The sequence below is a fragment of the Bradyrhizobium sp. Gha genome, assembly GCF_900113735.1.
Classification (GTDB): Bacteria; Pseudomonadota; Alphaproteobacteria; order Rhizobiales; family Xanthobacteraceae; genus Bradyrhizobium.
In genome coordinates this window covers 1-15,757 of sequence record NZ_FOQM01000010.1, presented here as the reverse complement: position 1 = coordinate 15,757, position 15,757 = coordinate 1, and the positions used below count along the sequence as shown (strand labels likewise).

The following is a 15,757-nucleotide window of genomic DNA, read 5'->3' as shown; positions in this document are numbered from 1 at the left end:
GCCGGGAATGATCAACGCACGGATCAAGATCGCCGTCGTGGTTGCCGCCCTGACGAGCAGCTTCTGCGCAGGCTACGCCGCGTCGGACACCACCAATCACGGCCTCGCCTCGCCCGAAAGCTTTGCCGGCATCACGGATCGCGAACAGCGCTCGGCCGCGATCTTCGCCGAGCTCGGCAGGGTGCTGACGCATCCGCGCTGCACCAACTGCCATCCGGCCGGCGACAGCCCGCACCAGGGCGACACGCCCCACCTCCACCAGCCGCCGGTGACACGCGGCGCCGACGGCCACGGCTCGGCGTCGATGCGTTGCAACACCTGCCACCAGAAGGCCAATTTCGAGCCCGGCCGCATTCCCGGCCATCCCGAATGGCACCTCGCTCCCCGCGAGATGGCCTGGGAAGGCAAGACGGTCGGCGAGATCTGCGAGCAGATCAGGGACCCCGCCCGCAACGGCGGCCGCAAGGTGGAGGATCTGATCGACCATATCGGCAAGGACACCCTTGTCGGCTGGGCCTGGAAGCCCGGCTTCGGCCGCTCGCCCGTCCCGGGCACGCAAGAACAGGCCGGCGCCCTGGTGGAAGCCTGGGTGAAGACGGGAGCCGCGTGCCCCGCGCCGTGACGGGGCCGGCCTCACTTGCATCGTAGGATAATCGTAACCAGTCGCGACCGAGAATGCCGCGCGTTTTGCGTCTCTGGCAGGTTCGTGCGTGAAAGAGAATAGATCGCTTCCACCCGGCAGCCGCGATGAGTGGCTCGATCTCTTGCGCGCGCTGGCGGTCAGCCTCGTGCTGGCCTCGCATGGAAGCTGGTTCTTCGCGCACCCCGAAGAGAGCGTCTTTGCCAATGTCACGGCAACGCTCGGCGTGGAGATCTTCTTCGTCCTCTCCGGATTCCTGGTCGGCGGCATCCTGTTCGAGCAGGTCATGTCGGGTGCGTCCTGGCACAACCTGCTTCCGACCTTTTGGGCCCGCCGCTGGATACGGACATTGCCGAGCTACTACCTGTTCCTCGGCCTCAACATCCTCATCTACCAGCGTTCGGGACTGCCGCCGCTGGCGCCTTACTTCGCGTTCCTGCAAAACTTCGCGCATCCCATTCCGGCGTTCTTTCCGGAGTCCTGGAGCCTCGCCATCGAGGAGCTGTTCTATCTGTTCTTCCCGCTGATCGTGATGGCGTTCGGCAAGCTGCACGGTCGCTCGATCAGAACCTTCATCGCGGCGGGTGCCTTCGTCTTCCTGATCTCTCTCGCCACACGAATCGGCGCCGTCATCCTGTTCGAGCCGACGATGGAGACTGGAATCAGGAAGGTCGCGATCTTCAGGCTCGATGCCATCATGACCGGCGTGTTCGCCTATATCGCGATGAAGTGGATCAGGCCGTCACACAAGCCGGCACTTCTCATGGCGGGCCTGGTCGTCCTTGCGTTCTCGATCGTCATTCTGGCGAAGCCTCAAGCGGAGCTGGATCACAGCTTCTTCGCCAGAACATTCCTGTTCAACCTCCTGCAGCTGTCGGTCGCCCTGCTCATCATCGCAGGCATCGGTCGAATTCAGCTCCCCTACGGGGCGGCGGCCGGTGTGACCGCCTTATCGAAATGGTCTTACTCGCTGTATCTGGTCAACCTTCCCGTCATCATCGTGATCCATTCGTTCTGGCGACTGCAGCCGCACGCCTCAGTGGCGACGCTCATGTCAGCCGTTCTCTATGCGAGCATCTGCCTGGTCCTCGCCGCCGGGCTTTACCATTATTTCGAACGGCCGATTCTGAGCTGGCGGGATCGAAAGACCCTGGGCAGATCATCAGACATGCTGCGTTCCGAACTGCGCTCTTGAAACCACCCTTCGGGTGATGCGCGCTTCAACCGGTCGCACTCAGATTCGATGGAGCCGCGATCATGGTCTTGAACAGGTGGAGACGTTCCTCGATGAGGCGTTCGTATTCGTCGAGCGTTATGGACCGATCGTCCGCGCGAAGCAGACCGCGAGAGACCGGCACCAGAAGATCGCCCAACTGAGAGCCCCGCAATGCATCCAATGCGGCTGCATCTCCACCTTGCGGCCCGAGCCCTGGAGCTAGGATGATGGCATTCGGTAGCAGACTACGAAGCCGCTTTCCTTCCTGCGGAACTGTTGCGCCTATCACAGCACCGACTGGATTAAGGCGTCCGCCTTGAAAGCAATCCTTGCCGACCGTCGCGATCAAATCAGCGAGCCGATCCGAAATGAAGCGATTTCCCGCCATGCGATCTTGCAACCAGCCTGCGCCGGGATTTGAGGTGCGACATAAGACAAACAAGCCCTTGCCAAATCTGCGAACACAATCGAGGAATGGCTCCAACGTGTCTGGTCCCATCATTGGATTGACCGTCAGGCAGTCCGCCTCGAAGTCGCCGCTGCCACCGGCAGAGCCAGGTGTGAGATAGGCCCGGGCATACGCGGCTGCGGTTGAACCGATGTCGCCGCGCTTCGCATCGAGAATCACGCCCAAGCCCGCGCTACGGGCCCGCTTCATCGCCAATGACAGGGCATTGAGACCTGCAAGCCCATAGGCCTCAAAGTAGGCGGACTGGAATTTCACAAAGCCAACCCGACCGATGGTCGTATCCAGGACGAAATCGAGGTACCGGGGCAGCCAATCGGTGCCACTCCCCTCTCGCTCGAAAGCCGCGGGAATATCCGGGAGATAAGGATCGATACCGACGACGATCCCTCCGTTGTTCGACGCATTAGCTTGAACGATGTCGGTCCATGACTCGGCTCGCATTCAATCGCTCTCCGTCCATTGGCAAGAAATAGCCGATCCGTGCCTGGGTGGCCACCGCTGTCGAGGCTTGCTGGACTCTATCTGAGGCGCATATCCTAAAGACAGCTACCGCCCAAAGGGTGCGCGCAGGTCGCTTTCAGCCCCACATGCGATAGCCCTGCCCTCATCGGACCGGATTCAAATGCCCGGGGAATGATTGAGATGGGAGAAGAGAGACATCGTTGATTGTCCGGGTCGCAGGCTTGTTGGGCTGCGCGGCCGGAGCGGCCATGCTTGGCTTCGCGGCGCTGTCGATCGGGATGTCGCTTCTTGAGAACGTCCAGGGAGGCATTCACAGCGACCGGACTCTCGTCGTATTGCTGGGAATCCTGGTGTGCTCAGCAGCAGGCGCCGTGTTGCGGGCGCCAAAGGAGCCGCCCGCCTCATCAAATTGCGGCAGCAGTGACGTCATACTGTCCGCTCCGGACCACGGCGCGACGCACTTGCACGCGCGGCCAAGCGAATGGGAAGCCGCGCTTTGGAAATGCCGGCCTGCACGAAGGGCACGGCTCCCTCTCACCCGCCGCCCTCGCTACTGTTACTGTTGAGATCGGCCCTGCTGGCTGTTGGCGGAGCCGCTATTCTGGCTCGGCGAGGCCGATGGATTGGATCCAGGTGTGCCCGCGGGCGCAGACCCCATGCCGACTGTCCCGGAATTGCTCCCCGCCCCGCCCATGGCTTCGAACACGGACATCCCGTGCGGGCCGATTGTCATGAGCACCGGGTTGCCGTCGCTCGATTTGGCCTGCACGACGAACGACCGGGCAACCACCTTCACATCAGTGAAGCCGGCCTTCTGCAGATCCTGGCGGATCTTCTGAATGGCATCGGCATCCTGCGTTTGACTGTTGTTCTGCGCGGCATCCGCCGGGCTGCGTTGATCGTTGTTGCCAGATGCTGCATCCATCTGCGAGCTGTTGGTGGGAGCAGTCGTTTGCGCAAGCGCGGGCGAGCCGAGGAAGGCCAGCACTGTTGCCAAAGCGAGGGCTGATTTCATGAGCGTTCTCCTTTGTTGAGAGATTCGCCTAACCGTCCTGCAGCCCTGATCGTTCCTAAGAAGTTCAATGGCGCTACCTTGTTGCTGGCGTCACGACTCAGACCGCGCGCATGTGCCCGGCACAAGCTGCCTCGCCTTGCGTCACAGACTCCGATTTTTTGGAACGACGGCGAAGCTCATGCGTCTCTGGGAAAAAGAGCCGCATCCATGTCTTCACCCTTCTCTTCCGCATCGCCCGCGCCCGTGACGGATCGCTGCCCCAAATGCCGCCATCCGCTCAACCTGGCTGACAAGATCTGGAACATCGAAACGGCGCGCTTCATTCGCGTGTACAAGTGCCGATCTTGCGGAGAGTTGGTCTGGGAGGATTGAGGCTGCAAAGCCGCTCGTGCCGACGAAATGTGTGCGTGCCTCGATGCTGACTGCTGACAGGGCGCTGTCAGCAGCGCGAAGGTACGAGGCGGTCGCCGCAAGAGATCCATACGGAACCTCAGGAGATCGCGTGAAATTTGCTTCGACCCCGTCTGATTGCTGCTGACATCAAGGCGCTTGTCAGCTTTTACGAGAACGTGACCGGCAAAACGGCGGAGTGGCTGGCGCCTGTGTTCGCCGAAATAGTCACCCCTTCGGCAACGCTCGCCTTCGGTAGCGTCGACACCGTAGCGCTGTTTCAGGCGGGAAGCGCGGAGCCGGCGGCCAATCGAACCGCCATCATTGAATTCCAAGTCGATGACGTGGAGAGCGAGTTTGCGAGATTGAGAGATCAGGTGGAGGTGGTGCACGCGCCAAAGCTGATGCCTTGGGGAAACCTCGCGGCTCAATTTCGTGATCCCGAAGGAACGCTCGTGGGACTGTACACGCCCGTCAGCGAAGCCGCCAAACAACGGTTTGGATCGCGATGACCTGCCTCGAAGCCCGCGTCAGTGACGCTTGAAATACTGCACGTCGCGCTCGTGCTTCTCGGCCGCCGCCCGGCTTTTGAACGTGCCGAGATTGCGGCGCTTGCCCGTCTTGGGATTCACCTTGCGCGAATAGAGCCGGTATTCGCCTGATGCGAGTTTGCGGATCATGCTTGCGCCTCCTGATTGCTGCGATGTCAACGGTTGACTGCCCCGGCAGGTTCCGGTTCAGGGCTCGAGCCCTGACTGGGGCGCGCGTGAGGATCACAAGATCGGCGGCCTCGCCATCGCGCAGGCGCTCGAGCAGCGCCAGAGTCGGCGCGAAGTCCGGGCGTCGCGAGCATCCGGACTTTTTCCATGGCGATATCCCTGCAGCGATCAGGCGCGGCGCATCAACTTGAGCACGGCGGTCAGGCGCAGGCTGCGCTTGCCGGCAAGGGCAGTTGCTTCCAGCACGGCGCCCTCGCCGTCGTACGTCCCGGAGAAGCCGATGCCAACCTCGTGGCCGCCAAACACCGGATCGTCCTTGGCGGGCGTGTGCTCCTGGTTGAGGATCTGGCCCTTCCAGCGGCCGTTCGCGGCGGTGTAGCTGCCGAGATAATAGAACGAGGCGTCGCCGCCAAGGATCCGGCCGCGGTTGAGCAGCATCACCCCGGTGAGCCCGCCCTCGAGGCCGTCGAGCATGCGCAAGCGGACCGAGTAAAGCCCGTCGGTGATGCTGCCTTCCCCGACGCCGCCGGCGGTCGGCATCTCGTCCTCCGCGATCGGCGTCATCAGCGACTGGAAGGGCACGCCGGGCAGTTCCTTCAACTCGCCCTTGAAGCGGTAGAGATCGCCGTCAGCAAAACCCTTCGCAATCAGCGTCGCATCATCGGTGCCGGCCATCGCGCGATAGTTCGGATCGGGGTTGTGGCGGACGGTCTTGATGACGATGTCGATGCCGTCTGCGGTCTTTTCGTAGGTGCCGATATGGGCGAACGCCGAATTTCCGCCGAGCATCTTGCCATTGCCGGCATGCATCACGCTCCGGCCGACGCTGTCGCCGAGCTGAAATCGCACCTTGTAGAAGCCTTCAAACACCAGCCGTGCCCCCGGCTCGCGCGCATCCTGCAGGCACTCTATCCCGGTTTGGGCCGCGATGGACAGGCTTTCGGCCGACATAGCGACCGGGCCGACAACAACGGCTTCATCGGACAGCAAAAATCCGCCGCAGCCTTCTCAACTCCGGCGGATTGAAAGCCAACCCGGGCCTGTGTTCCGGTCCGGGCGGAGAGACCTTAGGCGACCGCCTTCTTGTCAACAGGCACGGACGCGATCGTCTTCAGGATCTGCGAAGCGATCTGGTATGGGTCGCCCTGCGAGTTCGGACGGCGGTCTTCCAGGTAGCCCTTGTAGCCGTTGTTGACGAAGGAGTGCGGAACGCGGATCGACGCACCACGATCAGCCACGCCGTAGCTGAACTTGTTCCAGGGCGCGGTCTCGTGCTTGCCGGTCAGACGCTTGTCATTGTCCGGGCCGTAGACGGCGATGTGGTCCATCAGGTTCTTGTCGAAGGCGGCCATCAGCGCCTCGAAATACTCCTTGCCGCCGACGGTACGCATGTACTCGGTGGAGAAGTTGGCGTGCATGCCGGAGCCGTTCCAGTCGGTGTCACCGAGCGGCTTGCAGTGGAACTCGATGTCGATGCCGTACTTCTCGGTCAGGCGCAGCATCAGATAGCGGGCCATCCACATTTCGTCGGCGGCTTTCTTGGAGCCCTTGCCGAAGATCTGGAATTCCCACTGGCCCTTCGCGACTTCCGCGTTGATGCCTTCATGGTTGATGCCGGCGGCGAGGCAGAGGTCGAGATGCTCTTCGACGATCTTGCGGGCGACGTCGCCGACGTTCGAATAACCGACGCCGGTGTAGTACGGGCCCTGCGGCGCCGGATAGCCGGACTCGGGGAAGCCGAGCGGACGGCCGTTCTTATAGAAGAAATATTCCTGCTCGAAGCCGAACCAGGCGCCGGCATCGTCGAGGATGGTGGCGCGCTTGTTGGAGGGGTGCGGGGTCTTGCCGTCAGGCATCATGACTTCGCACATCACGAGCACGCCGTTGGTACGCGCGCCATCCGGGAACACGGCAACCGGTTTCAGCACGCAATCGGAGCTGTGGCCTTCGGCCTGCTGGGTGGACGAGCCATCGAAGCCCCAGAGCGGAAGCTGCTCGAGCGTCGGGAACGACGAAAATTCCTTGATTTGGGTTTTGCCGCGCAAGTTCGGAGTCGGCGTATATCCGTCGAGCCAGATGTACTCGAGCTTATACTTGGTCATTGAGCCTCTCTGTAGATGATGCGAAAGGTGGGGTTGAGAGCCCCCGCACGTTTGTACCCGGCCATCATCGGCCGGCTCTCCATAAGCATTTTGCGTGCCAAAACATCGCAGCGCACAAGGTTTTCCACAGCGGCCTGACGCGGTCCGCCGCATGCGTCATAGAAGCGCACCTTCGCGTGAAGCTGCACTGCAATATTCCCGCGGAAATCGCCCGATTCTGGAGCAGGCCGGCTCCTGCCGGAGGTTGCCGATGAAACGCGCGTCAACGCCCGGCAACTTTCGCAAAGCGCCGGGCCCTGCCCAGCAACCTTTGCAATGGCACAGACGTTGGTCATCGACAGGCTGCCTTAGCGGGTGCAGACAGTCGCCTGCCCAAGAATTAGGCGGAAACTGATCTCCTTTTCAGCACTTTGCTTTTCGGAGTGCGGGGCCGATATGGGGATTCCAGTAACCACATCAGAAGGAGTCGGGCGCACCATGGAGGCCAAGGCGCTTCGACCAAGGAGCAATCGCAATGATGAACAATGGTCTGAGTCACGGATCTGCGACGATCTACCAATTCCCTGTCGGGGGCCGCGCGGCTCTCGCGGGGGGCCGCTACGGCGAGACCCGCCTTCCCGCCGATCACGCTTCGCTTCCCGAGAACGCATCGATCTGCAGCGATAGCTGGTATCACCAGGACGCGGTCGACGAAGCAAAGCCCAAATGGGAACGCTAATGCCGGTCTGGTCTAGGACCGCCGCGTGCTACAAACGCCCGGCGGAAATCTGAAAAGGGTCGAAACAACGATGTTTCGACCCTTTTTGATTCCGCATCGGATGTCCTCGTCTGCAATGATCCGCAGCCAATATGATAAAAGCCGATCCCAATCATCAGGCCGGGCCCATGTCAGACTCGCCTTCCCGTCACCTCGCCCTGCAAGGCGCCAGCAATTTTCGCGACCTCGGCGGCTACGCGACAAGCGACGGCCGCACCACGCGCTGGCGCCACATCTTCCGCTCCAACCATCTCGGCCAGCTCACCGCAGAAGACATCGAGATCGTCCGCGCACTCGGCGTCAGAAGCGCATTCGACTTCCGAGGCGTCGAGGAGCGCACAGCCGGCGTCTGCGTCGTGAACGAGATCACCGTGCATTCGTTGCCGATCGAGCCGACGGTCGTGGCTTCCCTGCGCGCCGAGCTCGCCAGGGGCGCGCTGACCGGACCGGTCGCGCTCGAACTCATGCGCGAGTCCTATCGCAACTATGTCCGTCACAACACGCACAGCTTCCGCACGCTGTTCGGCCATCTGCTGGAAGACCGTGCCCCGCTCGTGATCCACTGCACCGCCGGCAAGGACCGCACCGGCTTTGCCAGCGCCCTGATCCTGCATGCGCTCGGCGTGCCCGATGACATCATTGCGGAGGATTATCTGCTGACCAACCGCCACTACAGGCGCGACGTCTCGAGCGTCTCGGATCTGCCGGCCGATGTCCTCGACGCGATCGGTTCGGTCAACGCCTCCTATCTTGATGCCGCATTCGATGCCGTGCGTCGCGACTATGGCGATGTCGAAACCTACTTGCGCGACGGCCTCGAGCTCGGCACAGCAGAGCGCACCGCGCTGAAGGCGCGCTATCTGCAATCATGAGGCGCCCGCGCCGGGAGATCGATGATGCAAGGCAAGGTTCTGATCGTGACCGGTGCGCTCGGCGCGCTCGGCAAGGTGGTCGCCGACATCGCGGTATCGCGCGGCGCGCGGATCGCGGCCATCGATTTCGCGGTCTCGCAAATGCCGGCGACGACTGAACGCATCGAGATCGGCGGCGTCGACCTGTCCGACGCGGCGCAGGCGAAGACGGCCGTCGAGGCTGCCGCCAAGCATTTCGGCCGACTTGACGCATTGGTCAACATCGCCGGCGGCTTTGCCTATGAGACCGTCGGCGATGGCGACATCAAGACCTGGCAACGCATGCATGCGCTGAACCTGCTGACCGCGCTCAACACCTCGCGCGCGGCGCTGCCGCATCTTGCCGCCTCGAACGCCGGCCGCATCGTCAATATCGGCGCCATGGGCGCGCTCCAGGCCGGCGCCGGCATGGGGCCCTACGCGGCATCGAAGGCAGGCGTGCACCGCCTGACCGAGGCGCTGGCCAGTGAATGGAAAGGCAAGGTCACCGTCAACGCGGTGCTGCCGTCGACGATCGACACCAAGGCCAACCGCGCCGACATGCCGAAAGCGGATTTCACCAAATGGGTGACGCCGCAGGAGCTCGCCGAGGTGATCCTGTTCCTCGTCAGCGACGCCGCAAGCGGCGTCACCGGCGCGCTGATCCCGGTGAGCGGACGGGTCTGATCAATCCGGCACCAGCAGCCGCAGATTGCCCTTGAAGCGGATGCTCTGCTTGCCGGCGAGCGCCATCCCCTCACCGTAAGCGGTCTCGTCGGTGTAGGTGCCGCTGAAGCCGATGGTCACGACCTTGCGGCCCCACACCGGGCGCTCGTCGAACGAGGGCGAATGCTCCTCGTTGGTCAGCTCGCCTTTCCATTTGCCGTCGGCGGACGTGTAGCTGCCATAGGCGAAGAAAAAGGAATCCCCACCGCGCATGGTGCCGTCCCGCAGCACCATGACACCCTGGTTGCCGCCCTGGACACTATCCAGAAACGCGATCCGGATGTGATAGAGCCCATTCCTGATCGTCATATTTGCAAGCGCCCTGGTCCCCACGCGGGGATATAGCTGGCTTGACCGCGTCCAGGCAAATGCCGGTCAGCCCAGTCTCTGATCCGGGCTAGACTGACGGCAGTTGATTCTCCGATCGGAAACTCCCCTTGGAAACCGCGCTCTACCTCCCCGTCAAACGCTTCCTCGAAGGCCTCGGCTTCGACGTGAAGGGCGAGATTCGCGGCTGCGATCTTGTCGGCCTCAGCGCCGGCAATCCGCCGGTGGTGGTGATTGGGGAGCTGAAGCTCGCGTTCAATCTCGAACTGATCCTGCAGGCGGTCGATCGCGCGCCCGCGGGCGACGAGATCTGGATCGCCGCAAGGATGTCGATCCGCGGCAAGGGACGCGAGAGCGATGCGCGTTACCGCAATCTCTGTCGTCGCCTCGGTTTCGGTATGCTTGGGGTAACCGACAAGGGTCAGGTCGAGGTGCTGGTGAAGCCGCCGACGGCAGCTCCGCGCCGCGAGCCGAAGACCCGCTCGCGCCTCGTTGCCGAACATCAGCGCCGCCAGGGCGATCCCGTGCTCGGCGGCAGCACCCGCGCGCCGATCATGACGGCCTACCGGCAGCAGGCGCTGACCTGCGCGTCAGAACTCGCGGCAGGCCCGCGGCGCGTACGCGATTTGCGCGAGCGCTGTCCCGACGCCGGCAAGATCTTGCTTAACAATGTGTATGGCTGGTTCGAGCGAGCGGACCGGGGAGTCTATCGGCTGACCCAGGCAGGACACGCCGCGTTGAAGCGTTGGCCCCAAAAACGGATCGAGGTCGATGCCGGTGTCGCGTCACCGCCATGACACCAAACCGTTGCATAGCTGAGATGCCACATTGATTTCATATTGCAATGCAACATTGATCGCACTAGGTATCCCGGCATCGAAACGAGGCCCCTATGAGCGCAGACTGGAATACCAAGTACGGCACGCGGCGCGTCCGCCATGACCCGCCGACCCTGGATGAGGCGATCTTCGCCGCTGTCGGCATCACCGACGACCAGGGGCAACAGGCCGAGATCGCTGCCGCTCTGATGGGGATGCCCATCGAGATCGTTCAGGCCGAGGTCAAGAAACAGGCCCGCACCAACAGTCGCATCACCGCCACGCGGGTCATTGCCGGCGAACAGGGTGCGCAGCGCTCGGTAGTGGTCGAACGCCGGGTCGTTCGCCGCTTCGGCAACGACAAGCGCACCGGCACCTAAGCGCTCATTCCCTTGCTTCATTGAAAAAGCGGACCGGCTTGAGCCGGTCCGCTTTTTTGATTTGAGGCCTTTAGTCTCACGCTGCGCGATTGCCGTACATGCTGGAGATCAGCTTCCAGCAGGTCGAGTTGAAGCTGAGAAGCGCGCGGCCGGCCTTGAACGGCGCGGCGGCGAGATCGGCAAGCTCGTCCTCGGGAGCCTTGGTCAAATCGATCGTGCCGGTCGACTCGCCATGGCGGAACTGCAGATGCGCGCCGAACTTCTTGGCGAGCGCCCGCATGGCGTGGTTCTCCGCACCCGTCGTGACGCGCAGGCTCTTGTAGCCCTTCCAGCGCGCTTCCGCGATCAGGCGGCTGAACAGCACGGTACCGACATTCTGGCGGCGGGCTGAGGCTTCCACGCTGAAGGCGACTTCGGGCAGAGAATCACCCTCCGGCGGATGCAGCTCGGCCGCACCGCGGACCACGCCTTCGACGATGTAGGCGACGATCACAGTGCCGTCCTCGGCGCAGCGGGCGGCGTAACGCTCGATGAAGCTGTCGTCGAGAAAACCGTTGAAACGGTCATGCCGGCTTTCGGCATCGAGCCGCAGCAGGTGATCGCGCAACAGCGGCAACTCTTCCTGCTGGCTCAAGGTCCGCACATAGCCCGGAACGGACGTTGCCTGGGGGGTGTCTTCAAGTACCACGTCAAAACTCCTCTTGGTGTCCCTCGAGGAGGCGTTCGAATCCCTAGGCGTCCAATATTGTGCATCGCAGCAGGCTTTTCAAGGCGGGAACCTGCTTAAATTCGAGCCTGGGAAGACTAATTCGTTAACAAAATCAATCCCCAGAAGTCTTACAGGACCAGCTGTGTCTGCGTCACCAAGGCGACCAGCTTGCCGTCCTCAGTCTCCAACCGGGTGGTCCAGACCTGAGTCCGGCGGCCCCGGTGAACAGGGGTGGCGGTGGCGATGACGACGGTGCCCTCCTTGGCCCCTCCGATGAAGTTGGTCTTGCTCTCCAGCGTGGTCGTGCCCTTGGCGCCTTCCGGCAGGTTGATGACGGTCGCGGCAGCCCCGACCGAATCGGCGAACGCCATCACCGCGCCGCCGTGGATGGTGTGATACAGCGTGCAGAGGTCCGGCCGCACCGTCATCCGCGCCACCACGCGATCTTGTTCGGCCTCGACGAATTCGACGCCTTTGAGCTCGGCGAACGGCATCTTCATCGCTTTGACCTTCTCGAGCGGCGTCATCAGATCTTCTCCCAATTCGTTGTTGTCTCACCGTGAATGGCTTCGTGCGGCAAAGCAATGACGTCAGAGGTCATGGCTGCTGTGAAGCCGGCCCTCCCGTCTCCGCCCGGCATTGCGAGCGAAGCCAAGCAATCCAGGAATGGGTCGGCGGAGAAAGTCTAAATTTGCTTCGTCGCACCAGCGCAAAATTGCTGCGCAATTTTGTCGCGGGGCTCCTCGCAATGACAACCGAGAGAGGTCCCCCTCCCTCACGTGACCGCATTCACGACCTGATACTCCGGCCGGCGCCACACCTCACCTGCGATCACCTCGTCGATGATCTCGGCTGCCCGCATGATCTCGCTCTCGCCTATGTACAGCGGCGTGATCCCGAACCTCATGATGTCAGGCGCGCGGAAATCGCCGATCAGGCCGCGCGCGATCAAGGCCTGCATCGCGGCATAGCCGCCCTCGAAGGCGAAGGAGACTTGCGAGCCACGGCTTTCGTGTGCGCGCGGGGTTACGAGGCTCAGAGATGGGCAGCGGCGTTCGACTTCGGCAATCAGGCAATCGCCGAGCGCCAGCGAGCGGGCGCGGACCTCCCTGATGTCGACGCGATCCCAGATATCGAGCGACGCCTCCAGCGCCGCCATCGCCAGCACCGGCGGCGTGCCCACGCGCATGCGCTCGACACCGCCGGCAGCGGCGTAGCCAAGCTCGAATGCGAAGGGTTTTGCATGGCCCATCCATCCCGATAGCGCGGCGCGCGCGCCATCGGCATGATGTGGCGCGACGTAGAGGAAGGCCGGAGCGCCCGGCCCGGCATTGATATATTTGTAGGTGCAGCCGGCGGCGAAATCGACGCCACACCCGGCGAGATCGACCGACAGCGCGCCGGCCGAATGCGCGAGATCCCACACCGTGACGATGCCGAGCGCATGCGCCTTCGCCGTCAGTTCCGCCATGTCGTGACGGCGGCCGGTGCGATAATCGACCTCGGTGATGTAGAGCACCGCGATCTCTTCCGAGAGCGAAGCCGCGATCTCCTCCGGCGCCACGAGACGCAATTGATGGCCGCGCCCGAGCGTCGCGATCAGGCCTTCGGCCATGTAGAGATCGGTTGGGAAATTGCCTGTGTCAGACAGGACGACCTTGCGCGATGCGTTCATGTCGAGCGCGGCCGCGAGCGCCTGATAGACTTTGAGCGACAGCGTGTCCCCGACCATCACGGACCCGGCCTCCGCGCCGATCAGCCGGGCGATGCGATTGCCGACGTGACGCGGCTGGGCATACCAGCCAGCCGTGTTCCAGGCGCGGATCAACTCGACGCCCCACTCGGCCGTAATCACGCGGTTGACGCGCTCGGCGACGCCGAGCGGCAGCGCGCCCAGTGAATTGCCGTCCAGATAGATCACGCCGTCGGGCAGGTGGAACAGCGCTTTGGTGTCGTCATAGACGCGAAGCTGGGTCATATCACGCTCTACAAAATCGTCCGGACGCGCCAGAGTTCGGGGAACAGCTCCACCTCCAGCATGCGCTTGAGATAGCTGACGCCGCCGGTGCCACCGGTCCCGCGCTTGAAGCCGATGACGCGCTCGACTGTGGTGACGTGATTAAAGCGCCAGCGGCGGAAATAATCCTCGAAATCGACCAGCTTTTCGGCGAGCTCGTAGAGCATCCAGTGCGTCTCCGGCGCCTGGTAGACGACACGCCAGGCCTGCAGCACGCCCTCGTTGAAGCTGTGGGTCTCGCTGACGTCGCGCGCGAGCACCGCGGCCGGCATCTTCAGCCCGTTGCGGTCGGCGAGCCGCAGCACCTCGTCATAGAGGCTCGGCGTGGCAAGCTCGGCTTCCAACAGCCTGGTCGTTTCCACATCGTGCGCGTGCGGTTTCAACATGGCGTGGTTGCGGTTGCCGAGCAGATATTCGATGAGCCGGTACTGGCGCGACTGGAAGCCCGAGGATTGGCCCAGTTGGGACCGAAAGCGGGTGTATTCGCTGGGCGTCATCGTGCGCAACACATCCCATGCGTTGTTGAGCTGCTCGAAGATGCGCGACATCCGCGCCAACATCTTCATCGCGGGCTGCACCTCGTCTCGGGCGATGGCCCGGCGCGCGGCGCTGAGCTCGTGGATGGCAAGCCGCATCCAGAGCTCCGTGGTCTGATGCTGGATGATGAACAGCATCTCGTCATGCGCTTCCGACAGCGGATGCTGCGCACCGAGGATCGCATCCAGCGCCAGATAGTTGCCGTAGGACATGCGCCGGCTGAAATCGGTCTCGGCGCCTTCGTTTGAGGGATCGTAATCGCTGGACGTCATGACAGGCCCTTTCGATCGATCATCCCTGCGTCAGTCAGTCGAGGCCAATCAGCCGCGCGGTGATCGGCGACGACGGATCCTTGAGCCCATCGATGACGGTGAAATGGTTGAGCCCGGGATCGACGACGAGGCGCGTCGGTACGTCGAAGCCGGTCCAGACGTTGGCGAACAGGTCGGACTGGCGGATGAATTCCGGCCGCTCGCTGCCGCCGACCCAGGCGGTGACAGGCGCATGCCCGCGCGGCAGGTGCAGCGCCGCGCTTTCGAGCGTCGCCTCCTCCATGGTCATGCGCAGGATGTCGTTCATCCGCGTCTTGAGCAGCGGGCGCAAATCGTGCAGGCCGCTGATCGAGAGCGTGCCGGCGATCCGGTTGAAGACGGCAGGCTCGAGCCGGCTGTCGTCGCACAGCATGCGCGTGACGAGATGACCGCCCGCCGAATGCCCGGCGAGCCGGATCGGCCCTGAGACGAGCGAGGCCGCCTTGGCAATCGCGGCGGTGATTTCGGCAGTCATGTCGGAGATGCGAGCGGCCGGCGCCAGCGTGTAGCTCGGCAAGCAAACCGTCCAGCCGTGGTGGCGCGCCCCTTCGGCGAGATCGGTCCAGTCCGATTTGGCAAGGCGCATCCAGTAGCCGCCGTGCACGAACACGACGAGACCTTTGCTGTCGCCATCTGGCAGGATCAGGTCGAACCGCTGGCGCTCATCGGAACCATAGGCGATATCAGGGCGAAAGCCTTTCAACCCGGCGCGATAAGCCGCCGCCCGCTCCGCCCATTGCGCCGGCATCTTCTCCGAGCCCGGGATATGGGCCGAATTGGCGTAAGCATCATCCCAATCGCGCATCGTGACTCCCACGGACTCGTCCAGCGAACGGGCGCCAGTCTGCCACCAGACAGGGCGGCGTCCTAGTCTTTATTTTAAGCTTAAAGGATTTGAAGTCGCCATTGTTTCTGGCAGCGGACCGACAAACTCGTCATTGCGAGCGCAGCGAAGATTCCATGGGGAGTGGATAGCGACCTGGTCTGAGGCCAGACTGAGGTTGCTAACACACCAACCTGGAGACGACGATGTTGCTCGATCATCCTTCCGCCGGACTGGCCGCTATCCGCACACAGTTTGGCGCAATTTTCGTGTCATTGGAACTGAGCCGTTCGACATGGCTGGTTACATCGCTGTCGCCGGGCAAGGGCGAGAAGATGTCGAGACACAGCGTGAAAGCCGGCGACATTGCGGACCTTTTGAAGCTGTTGGCAGAGCTGAAGCGCAAGGCACAGGCGCGAACGGGCGAGAGTTATGCGATCATCACCATC

At 62.8% G+C, this 15,757-nt stretch carries 19 protein-coding genes and 3 pseudogenes; 9 read left to right on the top strand and 13 right to left on the bottom strand.

What is annotated here, in order from left to right; all coding sequences use genetic code 11:
- The first annotated feature begins 7 nt into the window (after positions 1-7).
- Both BM222_RS14955 and BM222_RS14950 read left to right on the top strand, forming a co-directional pair.
- Positions 8-622, top strand: coding sequence for an Isoquinoline 1-oxidoreductase subunit (locus tag BM222_RS14955; RefSeq protein ID WP_092228998.1), 615 nt, complete (start codon positions 8-10; stop codon positions 620-622).
- Between the two features lie 88 nt (positions 623-710).
- Positions 711-1,835 (top strand): acyltransferase family protein, encoded by a 1,125-nt coding sequence (locus BM222_RS14950; RefSeq protein ID WP_177243231.1) that lies wholly within the window; start codon positions 711-713, stop codon positions 1,833-1,835.
- A gap of 25 nt (positions 1,836-1,860) precedes the next feature.
- Here the strand turns inward: BM222_RS14950 and pyrF are convergent, their stop codons facing one another.
- Positions 1,861-2,766, bottom strand: coding sequence for an orotidine-5'-phosphate decarboxylase (gene pyrF / locus BM222_RS14945; protein ID WP_092228996.1), 906 nt, complete (start codon positions 2,764-2,766; stop codon positions 1,861-1,863).
- A gap of 577 nt (positions 2,767-3,343) precedes the next feature.
- Positions 3,344-3,802 carry a hypothetical protein gene (locus BM222_RS42095; protein ID WP_244547136.1) on the bottom strand — a complete coding sequence of 153 codons (459 nt, stop codon included), beginning with the start codon at positions 3,800-3,802 and terminating at the stop codon, positions 3,344-3,346.
- A 502-nt stretch (positions 3,803-4,304) separates the two neighbouring features.
- On the opposite strand from BM222_RS42095, the pseudogene BM222_RS14935 reads away from it, so the two are divergent.
- Positions 4,305-4,704: pseudogene (locus BM222_RS14935) on the top strand (VOC family protein).
- A gap of 18 nt (positions 4,705-4,722) precedes the next feature.
- On the opposite strand, the gene BM222_RS14930 reads toward BM222_RS14935, so the two are convergent.
- The 5 genes and pseudogenes from BM222_RS14930 to BM222_RS41070 all read right to left on the bottom strand — a co-directional run bounded on the left by BM222_RS14930 (position 4,723) and on the right by BM222_RS41070 (position 7,348).
- Positions 4,723-4,872 (bottom strand): hypothetical protein, encoded by a 150-nt coding sequence (locus tag BM222_RS14930; protein WP_084292415.1) that lies wholly within the window; start codon positions 4,870-4,872, stop codon positions 4,723-4,725.
- An 82-nt stretch (positions 4,873-4,954) separates the two neighbouring features.
- Positions 4,955-5,032, bottom strand: a pseudogene (locus BM222_RS42090) (ABC transporter substrate-binding protein); the annotation flags it as partial.
- Between the two features lie 47 nt (positions 5,033-5,079).
- Complete coding sequence (locus BM222_RS14925) at positions 5,080-5,781, bottom strand: GrlR family regulatory protein (RefSeq protein WP_092229138.1); 702 nt, start codon at positions 5,779-5,781, stop codon at positions 5,080-5,082.
- 197 nt (positions 5,782-5,978) lie between these two features.
- Positions 5,979-7,013, bottom strand: coding sequence for a glutamine synthetase beta-grasp domain-containing protein (locus BM222_RS14920; protein WP_092228995.1), 1,035 nt, complete (start codon positions 7,011-7,013; stop codon positions 5,979-5,981).
- Positions 7,010-7,348, bottom strand: coding sequence for a hypothetical protein (locus tag BM222_RS41070; protein WP_177243229.1), 339 nt, complete (start codon positions 7,346-7,348; stop codon positions 7,010-7,012). The genes BM222_RS14920 and BM222_RS41070 overlap by 4 nt, the downstream gene beginning before the upstream one ends.
- Positions 7,349-7,527: 179 nt before the next feature.
- Here BM222_RS41070 and BM222_RS14910 point away from each other — a divergent pair, with 179 nt between their 5' ends.
- From BM222_RS14910 to BM222_RS14900, 3 genes are all read left to right on the top strand, one after another.
- Positions 7,528-7,731 (top strand): DUF2735 domain-containing protein, encoded by a 204-nt coding sequence (locus tag BM222_RS14910; RefSeq protein ID WP_092228994.1) that lies wholly within the window; start codon positions 7,528-7,530, stop codon positions 7,729-7,731.
- 167 nt (positions 7,732-7,898) lie between these two features.
- Positions 7,899-8,642, top strand: coding sequence for a tyrosine-protein phosphatase (locus BM222_RS14905; protein WP_092229137.1), 744 nt, complete (start codon positions 7,899-7,901; stop codon positions 8,640-8,642).
- Between the two features lie 24 nt (positions 8,643-8,666).
- A complete protein-coding gene (locus BM222_RS14900) occupies positions 8,667-9,347 on the top strand; it encodes an SDR family oxidoreductase (protein ID WP_092228993.1) in 681 nt (226 codons plus the stop codon).
- Here the strand turns inward: BM222_RS14900 and BM222_RS14895 are convergent, their stop codons facing one another.
- The gene (locus tag BM222_RS14895; RefSeq protein WP_092228992.1) at positions 9,348-9,695 is read right to left on the bottom strand and encodes a GrlR family regulatory protein; all 348 of its coding nucleotides are present in this window, start codon (positions 9,693-9,695) and stop codon (positions 9,348-9,350) included.
- A 128-nt stretch (positions 9,696-9,823) separates the two neighbouring features.
- On the opposite strand from BM222_RS14895, the gene BM222_RS14890 reads away from it, so the two are divergent.
- Entirely contained in the window at positions 9,824-10,510 is a 687-nt protein-coding gene (locus BM222_RS14890; RefSeq protein WP_092228991.1) for a DUF2161 domain-containing phosphodiesterase, read from the top strand.
- 95 nt (positions 10,511-10,605) lie between these two features.
- Entirely contained in the window at positions 10,606-10,911 is a 306-nt protein-coding gene (locus BM222_RS14885) for a hypothetical protein (protein ID WP_092228990.1), read from the top strand.
- Positions 10,912-10,987: 76 nt separating this feature from the next.
- Here BM222_RS14885 and BM222_RS14880 read toward each other — a convergent pair whose 3' ends face one another.
- The 5 genes from BM222_RS14880 to BM222_RS14860 form a co-directional block, all read right to left on the bottom strand.
- Positions 10,988-11,599 carry a GNAT family N-acetyltransferase gene (locus BM222_RS14880; protein WP_092228989.1) on the bottom strand — a complete coding sequence of 204 codons (612 nt, stop codon included), beginning with the start codon at positions 11,597-11,599 and terminating at the stop codon, positions 10,988-10,990.
- A gap of 149 nt (positions 11,600-11,748) precedes the next feature.
- Positions 11,749-12,147, bottom strand: a complete 399-nt coding sequence (locus tag BM222_RS14875; protein WP_092228988.1) for a PaaI family thioesterase — start codon at positions 12,145-12,147, stop codon at positions 11,749-11,751.
- A gap of 248 nt (positions 12,148-12,395) precedes the next feature.
- A complete protein-coding gene (gene kynU, locus BM222_RS14870) occupies positions 12,396-13,598 on the bottom strand; it encodes a kynureninase (protein WP_092228987.1) in 1,203 nt (400 codons plus the stop codon).
- An 8-nt stretch (positions 13,599-13,606) separates the two neighbouring features.
- Entirely contained in the window at positions 13,607-14,446 is an 840-nt protein-coding gene (gene kynA, locus BM222_RS14865) for a tryptophan 2,3-dioxygenase (RefSeq protein WP_092228986.1), read from the bottom strand.
- Positions 14,447-14,480: 34 nt separating this feature from the next.
- Positions 14,481-15,290: a hormone-sensitive lipase gene (locus BM222_RS14860; RefSeq protein WP_092228985.1), complete on the bottom strand. Its 810-nt coding sequence runs from the start codon at positions 15,288-15,290 to the stop codon at positions 14,481-14,483.
- 224 nt (positions 15,291-15,514) lie between these two features.
- Between BM222_RS14860 and BM222_RS14855 the strand changes: the two are divergent.
- Positions 15,515-15,757: pseudogene (locus BM222_RS14855) on the top strand (IS110 family transposase); the annotation flags it as partial.